This is a genomic window from Microvirga flavescens (assembly GCF_003290125.1).
Lineage (GTDB): Bacteria > Pseudomonadota > Alphaproteobacteria > Rhizobiales > Beijerinckiaceae > Microvirga > Microvirga flavescens.
This window is the reverse complement of sequence record NZ_QMKH01000003.1, coordinates 84,157-110,627: the sequence shown is the minus strand read 5'-3', so window position 1 is coordinate 110,627 and position 26,471 is coordinate 84,157. Positions and strand designations below refer to the sequence as shown.

The following is a 26,471-nucleotide window of genomic DNA, read 5'->3' as shown; positions in this document are numbered from 1 at the left end:
GACCGCTCCATCCACCGCTTGAAAAGGAACACCGATGCTGACGATCTGGGGGCGAGGGAACTCGACCAACGTGAAGAAGGTGCTCTGGTGCGCCGAGGAACTGGGCGTTCCCTATGAGCAGATCAATGCAGGCGGAGCCTTCGGCCTCGTCAACGATCCCACCTATAGGGCCATGAACCCGAACGGGTTGGTGCCCTGCATCAAGGATGGCGACGTCGTCCTTTGGGAATCGAACACCATCGTGCGTTACCTCGCCGCGAAATATGGCGAGGAGACCCTGTTCACTCGCGATGTCGCCGAACGGGCGAGCGCCGAAAAGTGGATGGACTGGGCAACCTCCACGGTCGCGATCCCCTTCCGCGATGTGTTCTGGAACATTGTTCGCCGCTCGCCGGAAGAGAGGGACATGGCCGCCCTGGAGAAGGGACTTCAAACCTGTTCCGGGCTGATGAAGATCGCGGACGCCGCGCTTGCCGATAAACCATTCCTCTCGGGTGATCGGCTCGGGGTTGGCGATATTCCCCTCGGGTGCTTCGCCTATGCGTGGTTCGAAATGCCCATCGAGCGACCCGCCCTGCCGCATATGACAGCCTGGTATGAGCGCTTGAAGACCCGACCTGCCTACCGCAAGGCAGTAATGATTCCGCTGACTTGAGAATTGAAAATGCCGCCGGTTTGGCGGCATTTTTCTTGTCTTACGGCTTTTTCGTTTCCGGCACCGGGATGATGTTCGGTGCCACCATGCGGACGGTGCGCTTGGCGCCCGTATCGGTCACCACCTCGCGCTTTTGCCCTTCCGACTGGCCGATGACCCGGTCGCCCTCGATGGATTGCGGGCCGATGCCGGAGGATTCGCTGCTCGCGGTGGGCGCGGCGGCGGCGGCCTCGGCAGCCTGAGCCTCGGCAGCGTCGCTGGCCTTCTTGTCGGCGGCCTTGCCCTTGGCCGGCGCAGCCGCCTTCGGGCGCGACAGTTCTTCCGCCTTTTCAGCCGAGACGATCATGTCGCCGCGCGACTTGTCGAGCATGCTCTCTGCCTTGCGCAGCACCACGGCCCAGTTTTCGCCTTCTCTCTTGCAGGCGCAGCTTTCATCGAACGTCTTGCGGAACTTGAAGGCATTGGCGAGGGACGTATAGGGCTGGCCCTTGATTGAAACGGCGTAGCCGAGCGATTCCTCACCGCCGGAGGTCGCGAAGGCCACCGTTTCCGTTCCAGGGCAGAGCGCCTGGCACATTTCGGTTGCGCCCTCGCGCCCGGTCGGCGCGTTGCTCAAGGGGAAGAATGAGCCGTCGCAGGTTTTGACGCAGACAAGGCGGCGTCCGCCGAGGGGGCGATCCTGCGGGGGGGCCTCCTCCAGCATTTCCGGAGCGGCCTGCTGCTGTTGCCGGGGCGCGCCGAACAGGGTCTCGAAGAAACCGCGCGGCTGGTCGACAGCGCAGGCCTGTTGAACGGCGGCCTGAAGCTGGCGGCGGCGCATCTCGACGCCGCCGTCGCTTTCGCGGGCCTGCGCCACGAGGCGGGAATAGTTCGCTTCCATCTGCCTGATCTGCTGGGAGATGGGGCCGCACTCGGCGGGCGCGGGGCCCGAGAGGAAACCGAGCGGACCGCGCTCGCAGCCGATGGAGCGGTGATAGGCCATGAGGCGGGAAATCTCGGCCCGCTGCGCCTGAGCCTGCGCTGCAAGGGCCGGGTCGATTCCGCCGCCAGTGCCGAGCGACGCCAATTCGGCGCGATAACGCTGACATTCCGGGGACTGCGCCGCGGCGATCCCTCCGGCCATGAAAAAGGCGGTCAGGGCCAGAATGGCGCGTTTGAAAGAAGTCTTTGCCATAAACATCCCGCTCAGAAGAGGGCTGCCGCCCTCATTCCTGAATTCGATGGTCATTGTAAGGCCAAAATCGGCCCTCGTGTGACGATTGCCCAGCCTTCCCCAGAAAGCAAAGGTGCCACGCATGTACAGCCATACGACCGTGGGATCAAATAATCTGGCGCGCGCCAAGACGTTTTACGATGCCGTTTTGGAGACGCTCGGGCTCTCGCTGAGGTTCAGCGATCAGGCCATGATCGCCTACCAAACCGCCGAGGGTCGCCCGCTCTTTCTCGTCGTGCGACCCTTTGACGGAGGGGAGGCGAGCCCCGGCAATGGCGCGATGGTGGCGTTCGGGGCGCCGAATCGGACAGCGGTGGACGCCTGCCACGCCGCGGCCCTGGCCCAGGGAGGCACCGATGAGGGTGGGCCGAGCCTCAGGCCGCACTACCACGCTCGTTACTACGGAGCCTATTTCCGCGATCCTGATGGCAACAAGATCTGCGTCTGCTGCCACGATCCTCAGTAAAACCCTCGCCAAACGTTCGAGGCCTCCCCACATCTGCCGGGAACGAAGGAGCCTGATCGATGTTCGCCCGAATTGCCCTTGCCCTCGCGCTCGTCCTGACCGGGGCCGTAGCAGCCTCCGCGCAGGAGCCGGACCTGATCTTCAAGAAATCGACCGTCTGGCGGGCGCTGACGCCCAACGACAAGCTCGCGGTCTACGGGCTCGACGATCCGGTGGTGGAGGGTGTCGCCTGCCACTACACGACGCCGGAACGGGGCGGGGTTTCGGGAACCCTGGGCGTTGCCGAGGAGGTTTCCGACATCTCCCTGTCCTGCCGGCAGGTCGGCCCCATTCGCTTCAAGGAGCGGTTCGCGCAGGGCGATGTGGTGTTCAGCGAGCGCCGCTCGTTCATCTTCAAGCGCATGCACATCGTCCGGGGCTGCGACACGAAGCGGAACACGCTCGTCTACATGGTCTATTCGGACCGCCCCATCGAGGGCTCGCCCAAAAACTCCACCTCGAGCGTGCCACTGGCCCCCTGGGGCAATAGCGGCGAAGCGCCGAAATGCGCGGATTGGCTGAAGAGCTAGAGCCGGGCGGTTTTAGTTGGTGCAGGTCACCGCAATCGGCGCAGGCTTGCGGGCGGTGGCCACTTTCCGGATCGAGCCCGTCGTTTCCTCGGGCAGCACCTCACGATACGAGACCGCTTTTGCATACCCTTGCGCCTCGCACCAGCTATCCGCGACCACGTGGCCGCAGGCGAGGTCCGAGCTCATGCATTCCGCGATGCCGTAGCCGTCGTCCGCCGGCAGGATGAAGGTCGCTTCCGTGGGGGCCGCGCGGCTCTCGTTTGGCAGGAAAGGGACGAAGAGGGCGGCCGAAAGGAGGCCGACGCAGAGGTTGAACGCGGCAAACGGGCGACGACGACGCATGGAGATTTTTCCCCGAACTGGAAGGTGCCCAGATCGTGACAGGGAGCGATGAAAAAAGTTCTAATGTCACCTTGGTGCGGCCTTGCGCATAAAGTCCTGCTTGACGCGGAAAGGCCGAAAAGGCATTGATCTTGCCATGAAAACGGCAGCGATCCTCATTTCCGGGATTATTTGCAGCTAGCGCACAACGCTGGCTGGGGCCGTCTCGTTCTCATTTCAAGATCGAAACCACCCACTGGCCGGCGGCCTGAAGGGACTTGGTTTCATGACGCGTATCTTGCGCTTCCACAACACGCTGACCCGGTCGAAGGACGATTTCGTCCCGATCGATCCCAAAAACGTGCGCCTCTATGTCTGCGGCCCGACGGTCTATGACTTCGCGCATATCGGCAACGCGCGCCCGATCATCGTTTTCGACCTGTTGTTCCGCCTGCTGCGCCATGTCTATGGGGTGGGCGCGGTGACGTATGTCCGCAACATCACCGACGTGGACGACAAGATCAACGCGCGCGCCGCGCGGGACTATCCGGATCTTCCGCACAACGAGGCGATCCGCGTTGTCACGCAAAAGACCGAGGAGCAGTTCCACGCGGACATCCGCGCCCTCGGCGTGCTGATGCCGGATGATGTGAACGTGCCCGGAGAGCCGCCGCGTTTCGTCGAGCCGCGCGCGACCGAACACATCGAAGAAATGCGCATGATCATCGACCGGCTGATCGCGCGCGGTGTCGCCTATGTCGCCGAGGAGCACGTTCTCTTCAGCGTCGCCAGCATGCAGAAGCTGGCGAACATGCCGAAATACGGCGCGTTCTCGAAGCGCTCCCTCGACGAGTTGCTTTCCGGCGCGCGGGTCGATGTCGCGCCCTACAAGCGCGACCCGATGGATTTCGTCTTGTGGAAGCCGTCCGGCCCACAGGACCCGGCATGGCCGTCCCCCGGCGGCATCAGGACGCCGGGGCGTCCGGGCTGGCACATCGAATGCTCGGCGATGGCGTGGAAGCATCTGGTGCAGGCGTTCGAGACGCGCATTGCCTGCAAGGATGCGAGCGAGCGCGAAACCTTCGACATTCACGGCGGCGGCATCGATCTCGTTTTCCCGCATCACGAGAACGAGATTGCGCAATCTTGCTGCGCCTTCGACATGCCGCGCATGGCGAACCTCTGGATGCACAACGGCTTCCTGCAGGTGGAAGGCGAGAAGATGTCGAAGTCGCTCGGCAACTTCTTCACCATCAACGAACTGTTGCAGGATTGGCCGGGCGAGGTGCTGCGCTTCAACATGCTGCGCACGCATTACCGCCAGCCCATCGACTGGACGGTGAAGGGGTTGGAGGAGAGCGAAAAGATCCTTGACCGCTGGTATGGCCTTCAGACGAAGGATGTTCCGGCAGCCTTGAGCGATGTCGTGATCGAAGCGCTGAGCGACGATCTCAACACGCCGAAGATGATCGCCGAACTTCATGCCCTCGATAGCCACGGTGCTCATGCCGAACTTGTCGCAAACCTGGGCGCTCTCGGTTTCCTTTCGGATAGCGCTGAGACGTGGCAAGCGCGCAAGCAACGCGGCGCGAAGATCGACGCGGCGAAGATCGAAGCGCTGCTCGTTGCCCGTAAGGAAGCGCGGGCGTCCAAGAACTGGGTAGAGTCCGACCGCATTCGCGACGAACTCGCCGCCGCAGGTGTCGTCGTGAAGGACAACAAGGACGGCACGACGACATGGGAGGTCGCACGCTGATGGGACAGTCTCTTCCCAAACCCGGCTTGCGCCCGTTCCTACCCGCCGATGCGCCGGTGCTCGCCGAGATCTTTCAGGCGAGCATCGAGGAACTGACGGTTGACGATTACAGCGAAGGCCAGCGCGAAGCATGGGCGGCCAAAGCCTATGACGAAACGTTCCCTTCGCGACTTGCCGAAGCGCTCACTCTCATCGCGACGCTCGATGGCTCTCCGGTCGGCTTCATCTCGCTCAAAGGCGCGGATCACATCGACATGTTTTACGTCCACCCTGCGGCAGCGGGGCAGGGCGTTGGTGCCGTGCTTTATGACGCGATCGAGAAGCTCGCGGGCGCGAGAGGGGCGGAGAAGCTGACCGTCGATGCCAGCGACACCGCCGAGCCGTTCTTTCGCAAGCGCGGTTTTCAGGCGCAGCGCCGCAACACCGTGCCTCTCGACGATGAATGGCTTGCCAACACCACGATGGAAAAGCGCTTCCCCTCCACGGAAGACAAGAAGGTTTCGTCATGAGCCGCGAGCGTCTTTATCTCTACGATACGACCCTGCGCGACGGTGCGCAGACGACGGGTGTCGATTTCTCGCTGGAGGACAAGCGCGCGATTGCGACGCTGCTCGACAAGCTCGGCATCGACTATGTGGAAGGCGGCTATCCCGGCGCGAACCCGCTCGACACGACGTTCTTTTCCGAAAAGCGCACGAAGAACGCGAAGTTCACCGCCTTCGGCATGACGAAGCGCGCAGGCCGCTCGGTCTCGAACGATCCCGGCGTCGCCGCCTTGCTGGAAGCTGAGGCCGATGCGATCACCTTCGTCGCAAAAGCTTGGGACTATCATGTCCATGTGGCGCTGGAGACGACACTGGAGGAAAATCTCGCGGGCATCCGCGACAGCGTCGAGGTTGCGCGGGCAAAGGGCCGCGAAGTCATCGTCGATTGCGAGCATTTCTTCGACGGATACAAGGCCAATCCTGAATACGCACTTTCCTGCGCGAAGGCCGCGTATGAATCCGGCGCGCGTTGGGTCGTGTTGTGCGACACCAACGGCGGCACGCTGCCGCATGAAGTGAGCGCCATCGTCAGTGAGGTTTCCAAGATTGTTCCCGGCGGCAATCTCGGCGTTCACACGCATGATGATTGCGGCTGCGCCGTCGCCAATTCTCTCGCCGCCGTGGAAGCGGGGGCGCGGCATATTCAGGGCACGCTCAACGGGCTCGGCGAGCGCTGCGGCAACGCCAACCTCGTCACGCTCATCGGAGCGTTGAAGCTGAAGAATGGGTATGCCGAGCGCTTCGATCTCGGCGTCTCGGAAGATGCGCTGAGCCAGCTCACGCATGTATCGCGGCAGGTGGATGAAATCCTCAATCGTCAACCGAACCGCCATTCCCCGTTCGTCGGTGCGAGTGCCTTCGCGACAAAGGCGGGCATCCATGCCTCCGCCGTTTTAAAGGATCCGCGTACTTACGAACATGTTGAGCCGGAACTTGTCGGCAACGAACGCAAGGTTCTGGTGTCCGATCAAGGCGGGCGCTCCAACATCCTTTCCGAGTTGAAGCGTCTCGGTTTCAATCTGGCGAAGGACGATCCGCGCATCGGCAGAGTGCTGGACGAGGTAAAGCGCAAGGAAGCGGCGGGCTTCGCGTTCGAGGGCGCGGATGCGTCGTTCTACGTGCTCGTCAAGCGCATGCTCGGCGAGGTTCCCGCGTTCTTTGACGTGGAGCGTTTTTCCGTCAACGTCGAGCGCCGCTTCAACGCGGTCGGCGAGCTTGTCACGGCCTCGGAAGCCATCGTGAAAGTCCGCGTCGGCGATGAGGTGATGATCTCGGCGGCGGAAGGCAACGGCCCCGTCAACGCTCTCGATGTCGCCTTGCGCAAGGATCTCGGCAAGTATCAGGCGCTGATCCAGGATCTCGAACTGATCGACTATAAGGTGCGCATCTATCAGGGCGGCTCGGATGCGGTGACGCGCGTGCTGATAGAGTTCGCGGACAGCACGAAGGACAGCTGGACCACCATCGGCGTCTCGGCGAACATCATCGACGCGTCCTTCCAGGCGCTGACGGACTCGATGACGTACAAGCTCCTGAAGAGCGGGGCGGTGCTTTAGGCCGCCCCTTCTCTCAGAACCGCTCTTCGATCAGTTCCTCGTTCGCCACGACGCCGAGGCGGCGGGCCGAGGCTTCGAGCATGGGGATCACGTCCTTGGCCTGCTCGGCGACGATGTAGTTCAACTCGAGGCCTGAACGGATAAAGCCCTGCTCGCGCATATGGGCTATGAGCGCGAGAAGCGGCTTCCAGAAGCCGTTGATGCTCAGCATCAGAATGGGCTTCGTGTGTTGGCCGAGCTGTGACCAGGTCATCTGCTCCACGAGCTCCTCGAGGGTCCCGATGCCGCCGGGCATGGCCACGAAAGCATCCGCCTTCTCGAACATCAGGCGCTTGCGGGTGTGCATGTCCGGAACGACGATGGTTTCCTGCACCTCGTCGAGAAGCTTCTCCCGCGAGGTGAGGAATTCCGGAATGATGCCGGTGACGTATCCGCCATGCTTGAGCACGGAATGGGCGATGGTGCCCATCAGGCCCACATTCCCACCGCCATAGACGAGGCTGATATTCTGTTCGGCCATCGCCTTGCCTAAAGCCGCCGCGCTTTCCTTGAAGATGGGATCGTCCCCGAAGCCGGAGCCGCAATAGACGCAGATGGAACGGATGGCAGACATCGACAAATCCCCGAGGCGCGAAAAATCCTGCGCCGATTCTTGAAACATCTTTATCTTCCTTATGCCGTAGCTATTTGAAAGATAAACGGTTTAAATGCACGAAAGTGCCGCGGTTGAGATAAAGGCTTCATGGCGAACAAAGAACAGGGCAAGGGAACGTTCTTCATCCTCGGCGCGGCGGCGGTTCTGGTCGTTGTCGTGCTGATCGGCATGCTGGCCTGGGAGCCCACGGTCAGCCCTGTTTCGGTGAAGGAAACCAAGACGGAAGCCTCGGCTCCGAGCCCGCCCGCGCCCGCCCAGCAGGCTTCGAAGCTCCCTGAGCCGCAAACGCCCGTTGAGCCGCCTAAAACTGCCGAAAAGGCCGCCGAAACCGTTGTTTTACCATCCTTCGACGTTGTCCGGGTCGAGCCGAGCGGGGATGCCGTCATCGCCGGGCGCGCGGTTCCGGGAGCGACCATCGAGCTTTTGCGCAATGAACAGGTTCATGCCCGCGCGGTGGCCGATGCCTCCGGGCTTTTCGCCCTCGTGCCGCCGCCCTTGCCGCGCGGCTCCCACCAGCTCGTTCTGCAATCCATCGCGCCGGATGGGGCCCGCCAGCGCTCCCGCGAGAGCGTGACGGTCGTCGTCAATGGCGATTCGCGCCCTCTGGTTGCTCTGACCGCCCCCGACAAGCCGACCGTGCTGCTCTCCAATCCGGAACCTCCGGACGCCACCAAGCAGGCGGCCACGCCTGCTACGCCGCCTCAGGCTCCCGCCGCCGAGGAAAAAACCGCCGCGGCTCCGCGACCCGAGATCAAGATCACGACCGTCGAGACCGCCGAGGGCGGCCGCCTCTATGTATCCGGACAGGCCGCGCCCGGAGCGACGGTGCGCCTCTACCTCAACGACACGTTCATCGCACCTGGTGGCGCGGGAGGAGACGGCAAGGTCTCCTTCGCGATTGGACGAGGCATGAAGCCCGGCGATTACCGTGTTCGGCTCGACGATGTGGACCCCGTTTCCGGCAACGTGAAATCGCGGGCGGAGGTGCCTTTCAACGTGCCAGCGAGCTCCGCCATGGCCGAAGCCTCGCCGGCCTCACCATCCACTTCGGGCGGGGCACAGACGCCCGGTCAAGGCACTCCGGCTGATGCCACGCAGACCACGAGGGCAAGCCACCCGAACACGGTCGTCATTCCCGACGTGACGACGGCCATCGTCTCGCGCGGGGACAACCTCTGGCGCATCAGCCGGCGCACCTATGGCGAGGGCAACCGCTTCACGGTGATCTACAACGCGAACCAGGATCAGATCCGCGATCCGGATCTGATCTATCCCGGGCAGGTCTTCGTGTTGCCGCCCACCCAGACGGACAAGAAACCTTAGCCTTCCGGCCTCTCCTGGCCGCAAGACCGGCTTGAGCGGTGTTCCGTCGTGGCCTTCGCGTTTCAAAGGGTGAATTCGGCTGCGCGATCCCTTATATCGGGGGCGCACATTGAACGGATTCCAAAGCATGGCCCCCCTCGAAGCCCCATCTTCGGCGCGTCAGCCCGCTCCGAAGCCCCCCGGCTTGATCGCGACGATCAGCAAGCTGTGGCCTTATCTCTGGCCATATGGGCGGGCCGATCTGCAGATGCGGGTCTTCCTCGCTTTCGCCCTGCTGCTCGTCGCCAAGGGCGTGACGATGGTGACGCCCTTCGCCTTCAAATGGGCGACGGATGCGCTCGTGGCCGTGACAGGCGTCGGCGGGCAGGGGGAAGCTGCGGCGACCGCCGGTTCGTGGCTCTGGCGCGCGCCCATCCTTCTGACCCTTCTCTATGGCCTTGCCCGCGTGCTGATGGCGGTGCTCACGCAGGTTCGTGACGGGCTGTTCGCCAAGGTCGCGATGCATGCGGTGCGCAAGCTCGCCCTCCAGACCTTTGAGCACATGCATCGCCTTTCCTTACGCTTCCACCTGGAGCGCAAGACCGGCGGTCTCACGCGCGTTCTGGAGCGTGGGCGCGAGGGCATCGAGGAATTGTCGCGCCTCGTGGTGCTGACGCTCATTCCCACCATCGTCGAGTTCCTGCTCGTCCTCTGGCTCCTCGCCTGGGAGTTCAACTGGGTTTACGCGGCGGTCGTGTTCGTCATGGTCGTCGTCTATCTCGCCTACACGTATCAGGCGACCAAGTGGCGGATTTCCATCCGCAAGCGGATGAACGAATCCGACACCGACGCCAACACCAAGGCGGTGGACTCGCTCCTGAACTACGAGACGGTGAAATACTTCGGCGCGGAAAAGCGGGAGGCCGAACGCTACGACCGCTCGATGGCGCGTTATGAGAAGGCCTCGACGCAGACCTACACGTCGCTTGCCGTGCTCAATGCCGGTCAGGCGGTCATCTTCTCCATCGGCATGGCCATCGTGATGGTGCTCGCGGTTCGCGACATCGTGGCGGGGCACGCGAGCATCGGCAGCTTCGTTCTCGTCAACGCCATGCTGGTTCAGCTCTACATTCCGCTGAACTTCATGGGCATGCTCTACCGCGAGATCAAACAGGCGCTCATCGACATCGATGACATGTTCAAGATCATCGAGCGCAACCCGGAGATCCAGGACAAGCCGGGAGCTAAGGCGCTCGACGTCGGCAAGGCGCATGTCCGTTTCGAGGACATCCATTTCTCCTACATCCCCGAGCGCCCGATCCTCAAAGGCGTGTCGTTCGATGTGCCCGCCGGGCACACGGTCGCCATCGTCGGGCCATCCGGCGCGGGCAAGTCCACCATCTCGCGCCTGCTCTTCCGCTTCTACGAGCCGAACAGCGGCCGCATCCTCATCGACGGCCAGAACGTCGCGGATGTGCAACAGGTGAGCCTCCGCAAAGTGATCGGCATGGTTCCGCAGGACACGGTGCTGTTCAACGACACCATCGGCTACAACATCCGGTACGGCCGCTGGGATGCGAGCGAGGAAGAGGTGAGGGAGGCCGCGCGCCTGGCCCAGATCGACCGCTTCATCAGCCTCCTGCCGGAGGGGTATGAAACCCCGGTCGGCGAACGGGGCCTGAAGCTCTCGGGCGGCGAGAAGCAGCGCGTCGCCATCGCCCGCACGATCCTGAAGAGCCCGCCGGTTCTGGTTCTCGACGAGGCGACCTCGGCGCTGGATTCCTTTACGGAGAAGGAAATTCAGGACGCGCTGGATCGCGTCAGCCGGGGGCGTACGACGCTGGTCATCGCCCACCGCCTGTCCACAGTGATCGGCGCGGACGAGATCATCGTGCTCGATCAGGGCCGCATCGCGGAGCGAGGGACCCATGCCGAGCTTCTCGCGGCGGGCGGAATCTATGCCGCCATGTGGAATCGCCAGCGCGAGGCGGACGAGGCGCGCGAAACCCTCAAGCGCGCCGAGGAGGCCGAGGCGGCCAGTCCCCAGCCGGAAAGCGTAACAGGTTGACGGGAAGGCCAAGCCCTGCCATCCCGCCACTCACGTCAATTTAGGATGAAAGCATGACCGGCATTCTGGACTCGATCCGTCGCATCGTCGTTCCGATCCATAAGGAGGGGTATCCTTTCATCGTCATCGCGCTGATCGCGACCATCCTCCTCGGCTGGCTGTGGTCGCCGCTGGGCTGGGTCGGCACGATCCTCACCCTCTGGGTCTGCTACTTCTTCCGCGACCCGCCCCGCGTGACGCCGGTCCGCGAAGGGCTCGTGGTGTCCCCCGCCGATGGCCGCGTGAGCCTCATCACAACGGCGGTGCCGCCCGCGGAGCTTGAGCTGCCGCAGGAGCCGATGACCCGCGTCTCGGTTTTCATGAACGTGTTCGATTGCCACGTGAACCGCTCGCCGGTCGCCGGACGCATCACGCAGATTCTCTATACGCCGGGCCTATTCCTCAACGCGGAGCTCGACAAGGCGAGCGACGACAACGAGCGCAACTCCCTCGTGATCGAAACCAACGGCACCAAGATCGGTGTCGTACAGATCGCCGGTCTGGTGGCCCGCCGCATCGTGTCCTTCGTCAAGACGGGGGATAGCCTTGGCGTTGGCGAGCGCTTCGGCCTCATTCGCTTCGGCTCACGGCTCGACATCTATCTGCCCCTGAGCGCGCAGGTTCTGGTGGGCTTGGGCCAGACCGCCGTTGCCGGTGAAACCGTCCTCGCTGACCTCGGCGCAACCGAGCCCGCACGGCAGTTCCACGTCGGCTAAGGGCGGTCAGATGCCTGTCACGGCCCAAGCGATAAGGTAACGTACGAGGCTCCTTGCCGCTTTGCCGCGGCGCTCCTACTCTTTGTACCATGAGCGATCTTTTTCCTCCCTTCGCGCCGGATGAGCACGAACCGCGCAGGCGGCATTTCAAGCCGGTGCCGTTCCGCGTCATCGCCCCCAACATCATCACCCTCATCGCGCTCTGCCTGGGGTTGACGGCGATCAGGCTGGCCTTCGAGGGGCGCTTCGAGCCGGCGGTGATCGCCATCGTGATCGCCGCTTTTCTCGATGGTATCGACGGGCGGGTTGCGCGGCTTCTCAAGGGCACGACCCGGTTCGGGGCGGAGCTGGATTCGCTGGCCGATTTCGTGAATTTCGGCGTTACTCCGGCCCTCATCCTCTACAGCTTCGTGCTGCATGAGCTGAAGTCGGTCGGCTGGATCACGGTTCTCGTCTATGCCATCGCGATGGCGCTGCGCCTCGCGCGCTTCAACGTGATGCTGGACGATCCGAACCGCCCGGAATGGAAGAAGAACTTCTTCACCGGCCTTCCCGCCCCGGCGGGGGCGCTGACGGCGCTTCTCCCCCTCTATCTCTCTTTCCTCGGCGTGCCGGTGGTCGACGGCGCGGTGGCGCCCGTTGTCCTTGTCTATCTGCTCGGCATCGCCTTTCTCATGGTCTCCACCATTCCCGTCTATTCGGGAAAGACGATGGGCAAATACGTCCCCCGAGAGATGGTTCTGCCGATCTTCGTGCTCTCGGTTGCTGCCTTCGGCCTTCTTGTCAGCTTTCCCTTCGAGATGCTCGCGGTCGCCTCTATCGGCATCTTGCTGACCATCCCCGTCAGCGCGGCGCGGTATCGCAAGCTCGCAAGGCAACATGCGGCAGAGGCCGAGCCGCAGCCTGAGCAAGCGTCTCGGTCGGACGGAACTGTCTAGCTTTTGCCTGGTTTAATCTTCGACCGCCTGGAAGCGTGGAGAGCGACGTGACGGCCATTTTCGAGACATCGTCCCCAAGCTGGCGTCCGCAACTCGTCCTGGCCTCCGCCTCGCCGCGCCGGCTGGCGCTGCTGCAGCAGGCGGGAATTGAGCCCGACGCCCTTTTGCCCGCGGACATGGATGAAACGCCGCTCAAGGGCGAATCCGCCAAGGAGCTTGCCCGCAGGCTCGCCCGCGCGAAAGCGGAGGTCGCCCGCAAGACGGCGCGCTCACGCGAGGATCTCAAGGACGCCTACATTCTTGCTGCTGATACGGTGGTTCTGGCGGGTGGGCGCATTCTGCCGAAGGCGGAAGTGGTGGACGAGGCCGCCGCATGTCTTCGCCTGCTCTCGGGCCGCGCCCACCGGGTCTACACCTCCATCTGCCTCGTGACGCCGAAGGACGCTGTCCGCGAGCGTCTCGTGGAAACCCGCGTGCGCTTCAAGCGCCTCTCCCGGGAGGAACTCGAGCGCTATCTCGCGTCGGGCGAATGGCGCGGCAAGGCTGGCGGCTACGCGATCCAGGGCTTGGCCGGAACCTTCGTGGTGAAGATCGTCGGTTCCTACACCAACGTCGTCGGGTTGCCCCTCTATGAAACTGTCGCGCTTCTGGACGGCGAGGGCTACCCGGTGCGCTTCACCTGGCTCAACGCGGCATGAGCGGGCAGGGAGAGGAACGGCCATGAAACCCGCCAACGAAAACACGCCCAAGGCCTCCCTCGGCGAATGCCCGATCTGCGGCAAACCTGCAGTGACGGAGTACAAACCCTTCTGCTCCAAGCGCTGCGCGGACGTGGACCTCCAACGCTGGTTCACTGGCCGCTACGCCATTCCCACCCCGGAAGGCGAGAGTGATGGTGAAGAGAACGGCCAAGAAAACTAAAGGCTTTCGGTGGGGACGTGCACCGTACACGCCGGACTCGTACACCGCCGCATGTAGTGCGAGCCGTTCAAGTCCTTAATTCTCTGGGAAAATTTGATGGTGCCCAGGGGCGGAATCGAACCACCGACACTGCGATTTTCAGTCGCATGCTCTACCAACTGAGCTACCTGGGCATCCAACGAAGGCCAGTGGCCGTTCGCGTTGGTGGGCGGTGTATAGTCAGCCCTGTGGCGTCTGTCTAGAGCCTTTTGCGAGAGTGCCGGGGGCAAGTGTGGACACACCGGTCATTTGTTTGATGATCGTTCTTCGTCAGTGCGGCTCACCTCAATCAGGAGCTCAAGGAACGTTCGGAGCAAGCAGTATAGCTTCCGGGGGCACCGTCGATCGGACGATGCCCCGAAACGCCTGATTACAAAGTCTTGTCCGAATTTTCAGACTGTATTGGGCGGTTGGAGCCGTCTGTCACCCCTTCAACCTTGATGGGTTCCTTCGCAGAGACCGATCCGAGGAGTGTATCGAGAGCGTTGCCTCCACCGGTAAATCCGGCCTCCGCCAGGATTGTGTTCACAATGGGCTTGTTCGCCTGAAGAGCCAGAAGCTGACCGGCAAGGCCGTCGCCAAGACCAATTCCTGCACCCCCCGAATTCGCCTTGCCGTTGACTAACCCACCCGTGTCGAAAATCCGGATATCCTTGATTTTCTCAATCGGCTTCACCGCCTCGGCCAGGGCCGTCGGTATGATGCGGATGCGCTCGCGGGTGAGCTCGAACTCGATGATGTTGGGAGACAGCTTATTGCGGGCTTCCGTCATTGCAGCCTCCGCTTCAGCTTGAGCCGCACCCTTTTCGCGGATGCCCTCAGCCTCAATCTTGGCGGCCTCGGCATCGGCCAGGGCAATGGTCTTGATGGCCTGGGCCCTGTTCTCGGCGGCATCCTTCTCGGCCTGGGCCGCGACAGTAACGTTCGTTGCCTCGGTTTCTGCCTCCTGCTGCGCGGCGATGACGGCGATACGCTTCTGGCGCTCCGCGATCTCGACCTCGCGCGCGGTAGAAACCTTTTCGTCGGCCGCAACGGCAAGGGCTTCGGCCTCTTTGGCTGCGGCTTTGGCCTCCGATTCCTCCCGGCTCTTGTTGGCGACCGCAATGGCGCTCTCTTGCGCAACGATCTGCACGTCACGCTTGGCCTCCAGCTCGGATTGCTGGACGGCGCGGTTGGCGACGATGTTGGCGCTTTCCTTGATACGCTTGGCTTCGGCTTCGTGTTCGGCGATGGCGAGTTCCGAGGCTATCCTTGCCGTCTCCTCGGCTTGCCGAGCCGCGGCCTCTTTTTCAGCCTGCTCGGCGCGGGTCTTTGCCGAGGCATTGGCAATGTCGCGCTGCTGGGTGAGTTCGGCTTCCTTCGAAGCTCGATCGATCTCGAGCTTGCGCTGGAGGGCTTCACGATCCTTCTCCGCAATGGCGACTTCCGTATCGCGGACCACCTCGTTGCGCTCCTTCTTGCGCTGCTCGGTGATCTTCGTGAGTGTCGCCAGACCTTCCGCGTCGAAGCTGTTGTTGGGGTTGAAGTGCTTGATGTCTGTCTGGTCGAGGCGGGTCAGGGAGACGCTCTCGAGTTCGAGACCGTTGGACGTGAGATCGGCGGCAACCGTTTCCTGCACGGCTTTCACGAACTCGGTACGCTTTTCCTGAAGATCGTTCAGGGACATCGTCGCAGCCACCGAGCGCAGCGCATCGACAAACTTTGCCTCGATCAGTTGGCGCAAGGCGTCCGCGTTGTTCGTGCGATCGCCGAGCGTCTGAGCTGCAAGTGCAATCGAGTCGGCTTCCGGACGGACGCGAACGTAGAACTCGGCTCCGATATCGACCCGCATGCGGTCCCTCGTGATGAGGGCGTCGCCTTCGCCTCGGCGCACCTCGAGGCGCAGGGTATTGAGGTTCACCCAGGCCATAGAGTGGAAGACGGGAAGGACGATGGAGCCGCCGTCCAGCACGACTTTCTTACCGCCGAGGCCCGTACGGACGTAAGCCTGATCGCGGGTCGAGCGCTTGTAGAGAATGCCGATCACCACGCCGATGCCGATGATGGCAACGAGGCAGAGGGCGACCGGGATGACGATGCCATTGAGCATGGAAGTTCTCCGGGAGATTACTTTAGCTGGTTGTCTTGAGTTCTTCGGGGGCCTGGATCACGAAAAAGGTCGGCCCACGTCTGTCGACCAAAAGAACCTGAGCCCCTATCGGGAGGGCAGCGTGGCCTTCAGCGGCTTTCGCCATCAGGAAGTGCCAGTTTCCGTGAGGGTCCTGGACTTTGACGCGGCCGGCCGGCCCTTGATCCAAAGGTCCGAGCGTCACTTCCGCGACAAGGCCGACGAGGTCGTTGTCGGACACCGCATAGGTTTCCTCTCGCGGAACGATGAAGGAAACCAAACGTGTCGTGAAGCGCGTCGCCGGAGCCGCGAGGCAGAATGCGATGAGGCTGGCAATCAGGACGGGCAAAGGCGCCAGGACACGGATGGCGAGCGTTTGAACTGCGAAGCCCGTAGCGGCGAAAGCCGCAAGCCACGAGATGATGAGGATCAGGATGGGAACGCGGCCTGCATTCACCCAGCCCAGCAGTCCACCCACGAAGCCCAGTTCCCCATGATCGGCGTGGTGGCCATCATAGGCATCGAGGTCCAGGCCCTGATCGATGAGGAGGCTTAAGGAAAAGCCTGCGATCAGCGATATCGTCTCGATGAGAACAAGGCTGGCCATGACAAGGCCGGCAATGGCGAAAGGCTGGTAGCTTGTCGACAGGAGGGCGTTCATCGGGTTCTCCGATTATTCTTGTGTTTTGTTATTCTTGTGCCTTGGCCTTGAACGCCGCGAGACGTTCCGCAACGGTTTTATCCCTGTGCAGCCGCTCCAGTTCATTCATTTGTGCGGCATGAGGGTTGCCGCCGGATGCGGGCACGCCTGTCACGCGCGAAATGGTCTCAAGAGAACGCAAGGCCTTGTCCTCGGGCATGCCCGGAGGGGAGGTTCGGGCTCCGTCGGACGTGGCAGCCCGCTCCTGCGCCAGGGATCTCTTCAGCTCCTCAAGTCGCGCCTCTCCCTCTCGACGGGCGGCGATGACGGCCTGCACAGCCCCTTGGGCCTCCTGGATGCGCTCGCTCACATCGCTCGAGGCGACATGCAGGGCGGTGATCTGCGCCTCGATATCGATCTGCCGTTCGATTCCTGCCTTTGCCAGATCTTCACGCCCCTGTTGAAGGGCCGTTGCTATCTTGCCTGAAAGGGCCGCCAGTTCCGTGTCCAACTCGCGAATACGGCTTTCGAGCCTGTGCTGCTCGGCCGTGTGCTTGCCGAGCGCGGCACGAGCTTGCTCTGCCTCCCGGTCAATTTCCCGGATCGCCTGTTCGACCACTGCGACGGGGTCCTTCTGCTCGGCCCTGTCGACCGCAGCATGAGCCAGACCTGCAACCAAGCGACCGACACGGGACAGAATGCCTTCATAAGCCATCGACTTCTCCTCTGCTGGACGAATGAATGGTTTGACGCCGACGATAATCTCGAAACCTGCATCAGCCGGAACGAGGCGGGCCGGTGCGGAGCCGCGCCAGCCTTGTTCATAGCCAACCACGTCGTAGCGCACGCTCACTCGCCCTTGAACCGTGGCGAGCGTAAGGGTTGTAGGCCCCTTGAGGGCGTAGAGCTTCTCGTCGAGAGGGATGCCTGGCAGTTCCTCTCCGGAGCTGCGCCGTGCCGCGAAATCGCGAATGCCCAGGAGAACCATCTGTGCGGGCAATTGGGTTTCAAATCGAATCTGCTCGTAAGCAAGCTTTTGAAGACGCACGACATCGGACTTGATGCCCTCTCGCGTTGCGATCGCCTCAAGTAAGGTCATCATGGAAGCATATTGCGTGAGGGTTTCTCCAATAGCCTCCTGATCCGCAGGCCTCAGATAGAGGGCGTAGCGAAGGCTCGATGATGGAGCTGAAACCTTAAACCTCATGCGAGAAATATAAGTGACTTATTTTGTCACTTCAAGGCCAAAAATGAATATTATCTCATTATGTGAGTCAGGAATCCCAAGGTCAGGCTCTGAAGCGTTCCTGCGGCGGCCCAACCATCACGCTTCACATGCCGATCGATGACCTATGCGCGTTATTTTCATTATCGGGTAGATCGGTGATGACCATCGCTCTCGAAGGCTTTGCTGCTACGTTTATGCCGGCATGCCTTGCGGTGTCTGATCGCCGAAATGAGAGCTGACGTCGTCATTCATCAAGACGCGCCCCGCGAGATCCAAATCCCGCAGGGTGCCAAATTCTACAAACATCACAGTAGCTTTTGGAAGCCAGGCCTTACTCTGGCAGCACGCGCACCGCGCCCTTGGCGGCGCTCGTGGTCAGGGCCGCGTAGGCGCGCAGGGCGGTTGAGACCTTGCGGGTGCGGTTGGCGGGCTTCCAGGCCTGCGCACCGCGCGCTTCCATCGCCGCGCGACGCTGGGCGAGGGTTTGCTCGTCCACGGCGAGTTTGATGGAGCGGTTCGGGATGTCGATCTCGATCCGGTCGCCTTCCTCGACAAGGCCGATCAGGCCGCCTTCGGCAGCTTCCGGCGAGACGTGGCCGATGGAGAGGCCCGAGGTGCCGCCGGAGAAGCGTCCGTCGGTGATGAGCGCGCAGGCCTTACCGAGGCCCTTCGATTTAATGTAGCTCGTCGGATAGAGCATTTCCTGCATGCCGGGGCCACCACGCGGGCCTTCGTAGCGGATCACCACCACATCACCCGCCTTCACGCCGCCGTTCAGGATGCCGTGCACCGCCGCGTCCTGGCTTTCGAACACGCGCGCCGGGCCGCTGAATTTCAGGATGCTCTCATCGACGCCCGCCGTCTTCACGATGCAGCCGTCGATGGCGATGTTGCCGGACAGGACCGCAAGGCCGCCATCCTTCGAGAAGGCATGTTCGGCGGAGCGGATCACGCCCTTCTCGCGGTCGAGGTCGAGATCCTCCCAGCGGCGCTCCTGGCTGAAGGCCACCTGCGTCGGCACGCCGCCCGGAGCGGCGAGGAAGAGGTTGCGAACGCTCTCGCTGTTGGTGCGCTTGACGTCCCAACGCTCGAGCGCATCGCCGATGCTCGATGCGTGGACGCAGCCGCACTCGCTGTGCAGCAGCCCCGCGCGGTCGAGCTCGCCGAGAATACCCATGATGCCGCCGGCGCGATGCACGTCCTCGATATGCACGTTCGACACCGCCGGGGCGACCTTGCAGAGCACGGGCACGTGGCGGGAGAGGCGGTCGATATCCTCCATCGTAAAATCGACTTCCGCTTCGTAGGCGGCGGCGAGGAGGTGGAGAACCGTGTTCGTCGAGCCACCCATCGCAATATCGAGGGTCATGGCATTCTCAAATGCGTTGAAGCTCGCAATCGAGCGCGGCAGGACGGAAGCATCATCCTGCTCATAGTAACGGCGCGCCAGATCCACGATGAGATGGCCTGCCTCGACGAAGAGCCGCTTGCGATCAGCGTGGGTGGCGAGAATGGTGCCGTTGCCGGGCAGGGAAAGGCCCAGCGCCTCGGTGAGGCAGTTCATGGAATTGGCCGTGAACATGCCAGAGCAGGAGCCGCAGGTCGGGCAGGCGGAACGCTCGATGGCCTTCACTTCCTCATCGGTCACGGAGTCGTCCGCAGCGGCCACCATCGCATCGACGAGGTCGAGGGCCTTGAGCTTGCCGCGGAAGTTGACCTTGCCGGCCTCCATCGGGCCGCCGGAGATGAAGATCGTCGGGATGTTGAGGCGAAGGCTCGCCATCAACATGCCGGGGGTGATCTTGTCGCAGTTCGAGATGCACACGAGCGCGTCAGCACAATGGGCGTTCACCATGTACTCGACGGAATCCGCGATGATCTCGCGGGAGGGCAGGCTGTAGAGCATGCCGTCATGGCCCATCGCGATGCCGTCATCGACGGCGATGGTGTTGAATTCCTTGGCGACACCGCCGGCCTTTTCGATCTCGCGGGCGACAAGCTGGCCGAGATCCTTCAGGTGCACATGCCCCGGCACGAACTGCGTGAAGGAATTGGCGATGGCGATGATCGGCTTGCCGAAGTCCTCGTCCTTCATGCCCGTCGCGCGCCAAAGGCCACGCGCTCCAGCCATGTTGCGGCCGTGGGTTGTCGTGCGGGAACGGTACTGCGGCATAGCGAAACCTGAACTGAAACGAGAGCTTGCGAGATATGGCTCTTACACCGAGACGCAAGCGGCGTCCAAACCTTTAGAAGGTCAAGCTTCAGGGCTCACCCGAGGGCGCCGCCTTCTCCATGATGCGTGAAGGCTGTCAAGCTTAAGGGGTCGGCTCGGCGACCTTGGCCTTCGGCGTCTCGCAGGATTGCCCCGGCATCTCGCAAAACATTCCGGCGCGCGCGTAGTTGGTTCCGATCATCTGATCGTATTGAATTGCGGAATACTCGTTGAGAAGGGCCTGCTTGTCTTGCGGAGGGACAGGCGGCAGAAACGGCGAGTCATTGGTGGCGAAAGCTCCCCGATCATTGACACGAATGTCCTTCCTGACAGCCCCCAAAAGGCCGCTGTAGAAGGGATGTTCGTAACCCAAGGTCCGCACGATCAGCTCGGGCAGGAAGGCAGGGCTGATCGTCCCGACGGGCGGAACTTCCTTGCCGTCGCTCCGCCAGACAACAAGCGGCGTGCGCTTGGCGCGCATCTCTTTGGCTATTTCCGAGCCATCAAACACGCCGGTCGATCGATAGAGCGTCTGGTCGCCCAAACCCGGCGCGTGATCGCCGAAGAAGACGAGCAGCGTCGGACGACGCAGCGTCTTGAGCTTTTCGGCCAGTGCGCGGAGCGCCTTGTCGGAATATTCGATGCCCTGTGAGAAACTGCTCAGGACAGCCGCCTGATCCTCATCGATATCGCCCTTCGGCTGAATCTGTTGGGCGCCGTAACGCTTCGGCTGGAACGGCGTATGATTTTGCATCGTGACGGTGAAGAGGAATGTCGGCTCCTCGGCGTCGAGGGCATCCAGGATGAAGTCGTTCAACTTCTCGTCGGAAACATAAGGGCCCAGCTTGGCCGGCTGTTTCATGTCGGAGAGGCCGATGAACTTCTCGAAGCCAAATCGCGGGTAGACCTTTTCCCGGCTCCAGAACCATTTGTGGTAGGGGTGCAGGGCGATGGCGCGGTAGCCAAGCGAGCGGAAGTACCAGGGCAGGGCGGGCGTCGGGCGCGCGATGTATTGCTGATAGGGAAAGCTGCCTTCCGGCAGAAAGGCATTGCTGAAGCCGGTCAGGGCCTCGAACTCGGTATTGGCGGTGCCGCCGCCGAAAACCGGAGAAAAGATGTCGCCCTTTGCGACGGAGCGAACGAAAGGCAGCGGGTCGCGATCAAAAGTGACGCCGGGAAACTGTGTCGGGTCCCAGAAGGCCTCGCTCATGATCATGATCACGTTCGGCGTCATCGATGAGGGCTCATGCGCGTGCTTCGTGCGCGCATACCGGTCTGCGATCTTCTCCAGCTCTTCTTTGGAATAATTCTCCGGCCGATCGACGATGGAGCTGCTGACATTCAGCATGAAGGCCAGGAGAAAGCCGTTCTCTTTATAGCTTTTTTTCTGCACGATAGGGCTGTTTCGGATGCCGAACGTGCGCTTGTAGAAACCTGGCCCATCAGGGTGCATGCTGTAGAGGGCGCCAGCGAGAACGATGCCGCTCAGGACAACGCTGACGATCCGAAAGGGGAGGCGGGTCGGCTTGATGCGCCTGATCGCGAAGATGAGTCCCCATACGAGGGCGACGATGCAGACAAGCGAGAGAACGGCCACAGCCGCTGAGGCCTTCGGGCGCACCTTCACCAGTTGGGGCAACAAATCGGCAACCTGCCCGACGAAGAGGATATCCCACGGAAACAGGGGTTCGAGCAGATAACGCTGCTTTTCACCGCTCGCGAAGCCGATGCCTGCCAGTAAGACCACGATGATGATCGCGCCGAGGTAGCGTCGGCCGATCACTGAATCCAGAAAGACGGCAGCGGCAACAACCGTTGCGAACGTCAGGCCCGCCGCAACCGGAAAGCCCGACATGAACGTGATACCGGCGTGAGGATCTCTCAGCGCCGTCATCTCGATGAGATTGACGCCGAGGATGCCGAATATTCCGTAGAGGAGGGGGGCGATCAGGTAGGATAAAAGTCTGGTCATCAAAAAGTCTCAGAGCAACGTCTGGCGGGCTTGTTTGCCGACCTTATGGATTGTCGTTCCCATGCAGGGATAAGCGGCTTGACGCAAGGTTGATTCGAATGGCGCGCAGATAAGGATAAGCTTCTAGCACGGCCCGTCGCAACTTTGTTCGGAAACTTTGCCGCAGGAGGCCACGAATGCCGCAATGGACAGGCGGCTCAAAAACTGCTCAGAAATTTTGACATTGGCTGCTGCTTCCGAGGGCCATTTCGCAACATGGTTCGCATTCTCACCTACAATGTCCATCGCTGGCTCGGGACCGACCGTAAGATCTCGCCCTCGCGCATTGCGGAGGTAATCGCCTCGTGCGAGCCGGATATCGTGGCCCTGCAGGAGGTCCGGGTGGGCAAGATCGATGCGGGGGCGGCGGATCAGGCGGCGATCGTCGCCAAGGATCTCGGCATGGAGCTGCATTTCCAGCCGACCATCAGGATTCTCGGCGAGCAGTATGGGATCGCTATCCTGACCCGTCACGAGTCCCGCACGGTTCAAAGCGGACGGCTGCCGACCCTCTCGCCCGGGCCCGCCTTCGAGAAACGCAGCGCCTTGTGGGTCTGCGTCGAGACGGGCGGGCACAGGCTGCAGGTCATCAATGCCCATCTCTCCCTGCGCTCCGGCGAGCGCCTCGCGCAGGCGGGCGCATTGGTCGGGATCGAATGGATGGGGCATCCGGATTGCGCCGATCCTGCCGTTCTTCTCGGCGATTTCAACGCACCGCCGCAATCGCGATCCTACCGCCTGATGGCCGGACACCTTCGGGACGCCCAGGTCGCCAGCCCGAAATCGGAACCCAAGCCGACCTTCCACACGCGCGCGCCCGTGCTGCGTCTCGACCATATTTTCGTGACGCCCTCGATCAAGGTGCTCGACGCCGCCCCCGTCCGCACGCCGCTGACGCGGGTGGCGTCTGACCATTTTCCCCTCATGGCCAATTTGAGGCTGATAGCGCCTCATGCCCGCTCGAGCGCCAAGGCCGGCGGGAAAGGGGCGACCCGTGAGGGGGCTTCAAAGAGGGCGTGAGATTCCAGGCTGGCCTTCTCTCCTTGCCCCTTGCAACTGAGGGCGGCGGTGGCTAGGCAATGCCCGTCAAACGAAAACAACGCCCCATGCTCCCGATATCTGTCTTTATCATCGCCAAGAACGAGGCCGACCGGATCGGAGAGACGATCCGGGCCGTTCGCGACCTGACCGACGATCTGATCGTCGTCGATTCCGGCTCGACGGACGGCACGCAGGCCGTGGCCGAGGGGCTGGGCGCGCGCGTCGTCTATAACGAATGGCCGGGATACGGACCGCAGAAGCGGTTTGCGGAGGAGCTGTGTCGGCACAAATGGCTTCTCAATCTGGATGCCGATGAGGTCGTGCCTCCCAATCTCGCGCAGGAGATCCGCGATCTCTTCGCCAATGGGGAGCCGCCCAAGGACGCCTACCGCATCCGCATCGCAGAGATCTTCCCCGGAGAGAGCGCGCCTCATCCGCTCGCTTACGCATTGTCCCCCGTTCGCCTTTATCGTCTGGACGCCGGGCGCTACTCCCCATCGCTGGTTCACGATCGCGTCGATCTGAACCCCGGGGCGAGGGTGGGGCGGCTCAAAGGCACTGTGCACCATTGGTCAGTCCGGTCCCTGGGGGACCAGATCAACAAGCTCAATCGCTATTCCGATCAGCAGGCGGTGGATCTCGACATCCGCGGCGTCTCCATTCCCACCTGGCGCGTGTTCTTCGAGTTCCCCGCCGCCTTCATCAAGGCCTATATTGGCCGCCGCCACTTCCTGCGCGGCACCTACGGCTTCCTGACGGCGATGAACTACGCCATCTCGCGACATCTCAGGCTCGCAAAGCACTACGAGCGCCGCCTTCTGAGTCTGGCTACACGCAAGGACGGCGCACCCGGAGGAGGCTAGCGGGCTCCGTAACGCAGAGCGCTTACTGGTAGAACGTCCAGAGCAGGCTCTCGCTGAGCTCTTTCAAGGCCTCGACGGCATCGGGCCGCTCACGCGCGACGGATGTGATGATGGCGTCGGCGAGCGCGAAAGTTGCGGATGGAGAGTTGGGCAGCAATCTGTTCCGCGCTGGCGCGAACAGGGTCATGTCGGCGATAGGCACCAGCGGCGAGCTTGGTGCGTCGGTCAGCGCCAGCACCATGGCGCCGCGCTCCTTGGCGAGGTTTGTCAGGTCCACTGTGCCACGTGAGTAGCGCGGAACCGAGATGGCCAGCACAAGATCTTCGGCGCCCAATGTCGTGATATGCCGAAGGGCCTGTTCAGGCCCGCCGCGTGACGAAGCGAAGATCACGTTCGCGTCGAGATAAAGCGCCAATCCTTCCTCGAGGTGGGCCGCGACGTGATGGCTCACCCCCGATCCGATGATGAAGATACGGCGTGCGCGCAACAGGGCTTCCATGGCCCGCGTGAACGTCCCTTCGTCGATGGCTGCGAGCGCCCCTTCCAGATTGGCCACCTGGTCCTTGAGGGCGGTGACGAGAGTCGAAAATGCGGAACTCTTCGTGCTGCGGGCATCGGCAAGGCTGTCGACGGGAGCCATTGCAAGCCTCAGCGCCGCTGAGAGCGCGGCCCGGAATTCGCTATAACCGCCATACCCCAGAGCGCGGACGAAGCGTGTGACCGTTGCGGTGGAAGCGCCACTCCGTTCCGCCAATCCTTCAATCGTCATCGTCACAGTTTCGAGCGGATTTTGCAGCACGAAGTCCGCCGCACGACGATGAGCGCCACTGAGCGAGGGATAAACGAGCGCGATCCGGTTCGCGAGATCCGTCGTCGGCTTCAGGGCGTGTGACATGGACGCTCCACGCTGATTGACGTCATGAAATTTTCATGATCTCTAATTCGAGAAAATAGAACTGTCAAAAAGACAGCAACAAGGGAACAGAAAGAGATCCAATGCGCAATCCTATCATCTACGCCTTCGTCGCCGGTACGTGCCTGCTCAGCGCTCCTGCATGGGCCCAGTCCCTCAAGATCGCGCTCAGTTCAGAGCCGACGGCAATCGACCCACATTATCACGATCTGTCGCCGAACAACGCCCTGGCGATGCATATCTTCGACAGCCTGACCAAGCAGGACGAGAAGCAGAAGGTTCTCCCCAGCCTCGCGACCTCCTGGGAGAACGATGGCAAGAATCGTTGGACATTCAAGCTTCGTCAGGGAGTCACGTTCTCGAACGGCCAGCCCTTCACGGCGGACGACGTGGTCTTCAGCTTCTGCCGGACCCTGAAGAACGAGACCGCGATTGCAGGCTCCTTCGCCGACATCACGGGCAACTTCACGGCTGTCGAGGCGCCTGATTCGCACACCATCGTCATCACGACGAAGGCGCCGGATCCGGTGCTGCCGAACTTCCTGTCCGGTGTCGCCATCCTGAGCGCATCCACGCTGCCGCATGGCAAGCTGACCTTCGATGTCGCGAACAACTGCGGCGTCACCGGCAAGTGGCCGGTCGTCGGCGATTTCAACGACGGCAAGCTCGCCATCGGCACTGGCCCCTACAAGTTCAAGAGCTATACGAAGGGAACGAGCATCGAGCTCGAGCGCAACGACAAGCACTGGGGCCCGGCTGAGCCCTGGGCCAACGTGACCTTCGTGCCGGTTCCCAATGCCGGTCCGCGCCTCGCAGGCCTGCTTGCCGGCGATTACGACGTGATCGAAAATCCGGCTGCGCGTGACGTGAGCCGCATCAAGGATGACAAGCGCTTCGGTTATGTCATCACCCCCTCGACGCGTGTGATCTACTTCCAGCTCGACGTGGAGCGCGAACCGAGCCCGTTCGTGAAGACCGAGAACGGCAAGAATCCGCTCAAGGATCCGCGCGTGCGCAAGGCTATGTCGCTGGCCATCGACCGCGATGCCATCATCAAGCGCATCATGGATGGCGCGGCGGAACCGGCCTATCAGTTCCTGCCGACCGGCATGTTCGGCACGCTGCCGAACCCGCCGAAGATTTCCTACGATCCGGCGGCAGCCAAGAAGCTTCTGGCTGAAGCTGGATATCCGAACGGCTTCCAGGTCACTCTTGCAACGACCAATGATCGTTACATCAACGATAGCCAGATCACGCAGGCGGTTGCGCAGTACCTGACGCAGGTCGGCATCCGCGCCGATGTGGACGCGATGGCGCGTGCCATCTACTTCCCGCGTCGCTCCAAGAAGGAGTTCAGCGTGGCGATCGGCGGTTGGGGCTCCACCAGCGGTGAGGCTTCGTCCTTCCTGAAGCAATGGCCCGCGACGCCGGATGAAGCCAAGACCATCGGCGGCTCGAATTACGGCGGCTATTTGGACCCCGAGTTCGACAAGCTGATCCGCACGGCCATCGTCACCCTCGACGATGCCAAGCGGTCCGAGCTTCTCCAGCAGGCCGGAACGAAAGTTATCGAAGGCGGCGCGTTCATCCCGCTGCATTTCGAAAGCTCCGTCTGGGCCTACAAGTCGAACCTGACCTATCTCGGCCGCGCGGACCAGTTCACGATGGCCATGCAGGTCAAGCCGGCGAAGTAAGAA

24 protein-coding genes and 1 tRNA gene are annotated in these 26,471 nt (G+C 62.2%); 15 read left to right on the top strand and 10 right to left on the bottom strand.

Annotated elements, in window-relative coordinates; all coding sequences use genetic code 11:
- Nucleotides 1-34: 34 nt before the first annotated feature.
- Entirely contained in the window at nucleotides 35-655 is a 621-nt protein-coding gene (locus tag DQW91_RS07805; RefSeq protein ID WP_112663050.1) for a glutathione S-transferase, read from the top strand.
- Between the two features lie 40 nt (nucleotides 656-695).
- On the opposite strand, the gene DQW91_RS07800 is transcribed toward DQW91_RS07805, so the two are convergent.
- A complete protein-coding gene (locus tag DQW91_RS07800) occupies nucleotides 696-1,829 on the bottom strand; it encodes a DUF2865 domain-containing protein (RefSeq protein ID WP_157961369.1) in 1,134 nt (377 codons plus the stop codon).
- A 121-nt stretch (nucleotides 1,830-1,950) separates the two neighbouring features.
- Between DQW91_RS07800 and DQW91_RS07795 the strand changes: the two genes are divergently transcribed.
- Nucleotides 1,951-2,334 carry a VOC family protein gene (locus DQW91_RS07795; RefSeq protein ID WP_112663048.1) on the top strand — a complete coding sequence of 128 codons (384 nt, stop codon included), beginning with the start codon at nucleotides 1,951-1,953 and terminating at the stop codon, nucleotides 2,332-2,334.
- Between the two features lie 59 nt (nucleotides 2,335-2,393).
- Nucleotides 2,394-2,903: a CreA family protein gene (locus DQW91_RS07790; protein WP_112663047.1), complete on the top strand. Its 510-nt coding sequence runs from the start codon at nucleotides 2,394-2,396 to the stop codon at nucleotides 2,901-2,903.
- A 12-nt stretch (nucleotides 2,904-2,915) separates the two neighbouring features.
- On the opposite strand, the gene DQW91_RS07785 is transcribed toward DQW91_RS07790, so the two are convergent.
- Nucleotides 2,916-3,245 (bottom strand): hypothetical protein, encoded by a 330-nt coding sequence (locus tag DQW91_RS07785; RefSeq protein ID WP_112663046.1) that lies wholly within the window; start codon nucleotides 3,243-3,245, stop codon nucleotides 2,916-2,918.
- A gap of 265 nt (nucleotides 3,246-3,510) precedes the next feature.
- On the opposite strand from DQW91_RS07785, the gene cysS reads away from it, so the two are divergent.
- The 3 genes from cysS to cimA are packed head-to-tail and all read left to right on the top strand — an operon-like array spanning nucleotide 3,511 to nucleotide 7,081.
- A complete protein-coding gene (gene cysS, locus DQW91_RS07780) occupies nucleotides 3,511-4,980 on the top strand; it encodes a cysteine--tRNA ligase (RefSeq protein WP_112663045.1) in 1,470 nt (489 codons plus the stop codon).
- On the top strand, nucleotides 4,980-5,489 hold the full coding sequence (locus tag DQW91_RS07775; protein WP_112663044.1) for a GNAT family N-acetyltransferase: 510 nt from the start codon (nucleotides 4,980-4,982) through the stop codon (nucleotides 5,487-5,489). Before cysS ends, DQW91_RS07775 begins: the two co-directional genes overlap by 1 nt.
- Complete coding sequence (cimA, locus tag DQW91_RS07770; RefSeq protein WP_112663043.1) at nucleotides 5,486-7,081, top strand: citramalate synthase; 1,596 nt, start codon at nucleotides 5,486-5,488, stop codon at nucleotides 7,079-7,081. The genes DQW91_RS07775 and cimA overlap by 4 nt, the downstream gene beginning before the upstream one ends.
- A gap of 13 nt (nucleotides 7,082-7,094) precedes the next feature.
- Here cimA and DQW91_RS07765 read toward each other — a convergent pair whose 3' ends face one another.
- Nucleotides 7,095-7,694 carry an LOG family protein gene (locus DQW91_RS07765; protein WP_112663312.1) on the bottom strand — a complete coding sequence of 200 codons (600 nt, stop codon included), beginning with the start codon at nucleotides 7,692-7,694 and terminating at the stop codon, nucleotides 7,095-7,097.
- Nucleotides 7,695-7,823: 129 nt separating this feature from the next.
- On the opposite strand from DQW91_RS07765, the gene DQW91_RS07760 reads away from it, so the two are divergent.
- The 6 genes from DQW91_RS07760 to yacG all read left to right on the top strand — a co-directional run bounded on the left by DQW91_RS07760 (nucleotide 7,824) and on the right by yacG (nucleotide 13,720).
- The gene (locus DQW91_RS07760; RefSeq protein ID WP_112663042.1) at nucleotides 7,824-9,059 is read left to right on the top strand and encodes a LysM peptidoglycan-binding domain-containing protein; all 1,236 of its coding nucleotides are present in this window, start codon (nucleotides 7,824-7,826) and stop codon (nucleotides 9,057-9,059) included.
- 127 nt (nucleotides 9,060-9,186) lie between these two features.
- A complete protein-coding gene (locus DQW91_RS07755; RefSeq protein WP_112663041.1) occupies nucleotides 9,187-11,106 on the top strand; it encodes an ABCB family ABC transporter ATP-binding protein/permease in 1,920 nt (639 codons plus the stop codon).
- A gap of 53 nt (nucleotides 11,107-11,159) precedes the next feature.
- Complete coding sequence (locus tag DQW91_RS07750) at nucleotides 11,160-11,861, top strand: phosphatidylserine decarboxylase (RefSeq protein WP_112663040.1); 702 nt, start codon at nucleotides 11,160-11,162, stop codon at nucleotides 11,859-11,861.
- An 89-nt stretch (nucleotides 11,862-11,950) separates the two neighbouring features.
- On the top strand, nucleotides 11,951-12,799 hold the full coding sequence (gene pssA, locus DQW91_RS07745; RefSeq protein ID WP_112663039.1) for a CDP-diacylglycerol--serine O-phosphatidyltransferase: 849 nt from the start codon (nucleotides 11,951-11,953) through the stop codon (nucleotides 12,797-12,799).
- Nucleotides 12,800-12,855: 56 nt separating this feature from the next.
- Complete coding sequence (locus DQW91_RS07740; RefSeq protein WP_112663311.1) at nucleotides 12,856-13,497, top strand: Maf-like protein; 642 nt, start codon at nucleotides 12,856-12,858, stop codon at nucleotides 13,495-13,497.
- 22 nt (nucleotides 13,498-13,519) lie between these two features.
- Nucleotides 13,520-13,720: a DNA gyrase inhibitor YacG gene (gene yacG / locus DQW91_RS07735; RefSeq protein WP_112663038.1), complete on the top strand. Its 201-nt coding sequence runs from the start codon at nucleotides 13,520-13,522 to the stop codon at nucleotides 13,718-13,720.
- Nucleotides 13,721-13,817: 97 nt separating this feature from the next.
- Here yacG and DQW91_RS07730 read toward each other — a convergent pair.
- From DQW91_RS07730 to DQW91_RS07705, 6 genes are all read right to left on the bottom strand, one after another.
- A tRNA-Phe gene (locus DQW91_RS07730) sits at nucleotides 13,818-13,893 on the bottom strand.
- Between the two features lie 236 nt (nucleotides 13,894-14,129).
- The gene (locus DQW91_RS07725; RefSeq protein ID WP_112663037.1) at nucleotides 14,130-15,848 is read right to left on the bottom strand and encodes a flotillin family protein; all 1,719 of its coding nucleotides are present in this window, start codon (nucleotides 15,846-15,848) and stop codon (nucleotides 14,130-14,132) included.
- A gap of 22 nt (nucleotides 15,849-15,870) precedes the next feature.
- Nucleotides 15,871-16,527, bottom strand: coding sequence for an OB-fold-containig protein (locus tag DQW91_RS07720; protein ID WP_112663036.1), 657 nt, complete (start codon nucleotides 16,525-16,527; stop codon nucleotides 15,871-15,873).
- Nucleotides 16,528-16,555: 28 nt separating this feature from the next.
- The gene (locus DQW91_RS07715; protein ID WP_157961368.1) at nucleotides 16,556-17,608 is read right to left on the bottom strand and encodes a PspA/IM30 family protein; all 1,053 of its coding nucleotides are present in this window, start codon (nucleotides 17,606-17,608) and stop codon (nucleotides 16,556-16,558) included.
- A gap of 457 nt (nucleotides 17,609-18,065) precedes the next feature.
- A complete protein-coding gene (gene ilvD, locus DQW91_RS07710) occupies nucleotides 18,066-19,907 on the bottom strand; it encodes a dihydroxy-acid dehydratase (protein ID WP_112663034.1) in 1,842 nt (613 codons plus the stop codon).
- A 142-nt stretch (nucleotides 19,908-20,049) separates the two neighbouring features.
- Nucleotides 20,050-21,918 (bottom strand): LTA synthase family protein, encoded by a 1,869-nt coding sequence (locus DQW91_RS07705; protein ID WP_112663033.1) that lies wholly within the window; start codon nucleotides 21,916-21,918, stop codon nucleotides 20,050-20,052.
- A gap of 255 nt (nucleotides 21,919-22,173) precedes the next feature.
- On the opposite strand from DQW91_RS07705, the gene DQW91_RS07700 reads away from it, so the two are divergent.
- Complete coding sequence (locus DQW91_RS07700; RefSeq protein ID WP_112663032.1) at nucleotides 22,174-22,977, top strand: endonuclease/exonuclease/phosphatase family protein; 804 nt, start codon at nucleotides 22,174-22,176, stop codon at nucleotides 22,975-22,977.
- 86 nt (nucleotides 22,978-23,063) lie between these two features.
- Nucleotides 23,064-23,861: a glycosyltransferase family 2 protein gene (locus tag DQW91_RS07695; RefSeq protein ID WP_112663031.1), complete on the top strand. Its 798-nt coding sequence runs from the start codon at nucleotides 23,064-23,066 to the stop codon at nucleotides 23,859-23,861.
- A 22-nt stretch (nucleotides 23,862-23,883) separates the two neighbouring features.
- Here the strand turns inward: DQW91_RS07695 and DQW91_RS07690 are convergent, their stop codons facing one another.
- On the bottom strand, nucleotides 23,884-24,756 hold the full coding sequence (locus tag DQW91_RS07690) for a MurR/RpiR family transcriptional regulator (RefSeq protein ID WP_112663030.1): 873 nt from the start codon (nucleotides 24,754-24,756) through the stop codon (nucleotides 23,884-23,886).
- 101 nt (nucleotides 24,757-24,857) lie between these two features.
- Here DQW91_RS07690 and DQW91_RS07685 point away from each other — a divergent pair, with 101 nt between their 5' ends.
- Nucleotides 24,858-26,468 (top strand): ABC transporter substrate-binding protein, encoded by a 1,611-nt coding sequence (locus DQW91_RS07685; RefSeq protein WP_112663029.1) that lies wholly within the window; start codon nucleotides 24,858-24,860, stop codon nucleotides 26,466-26,468.
- Nucleotides 26,469-26,471 lie beyond the last annotated feature (3 nt).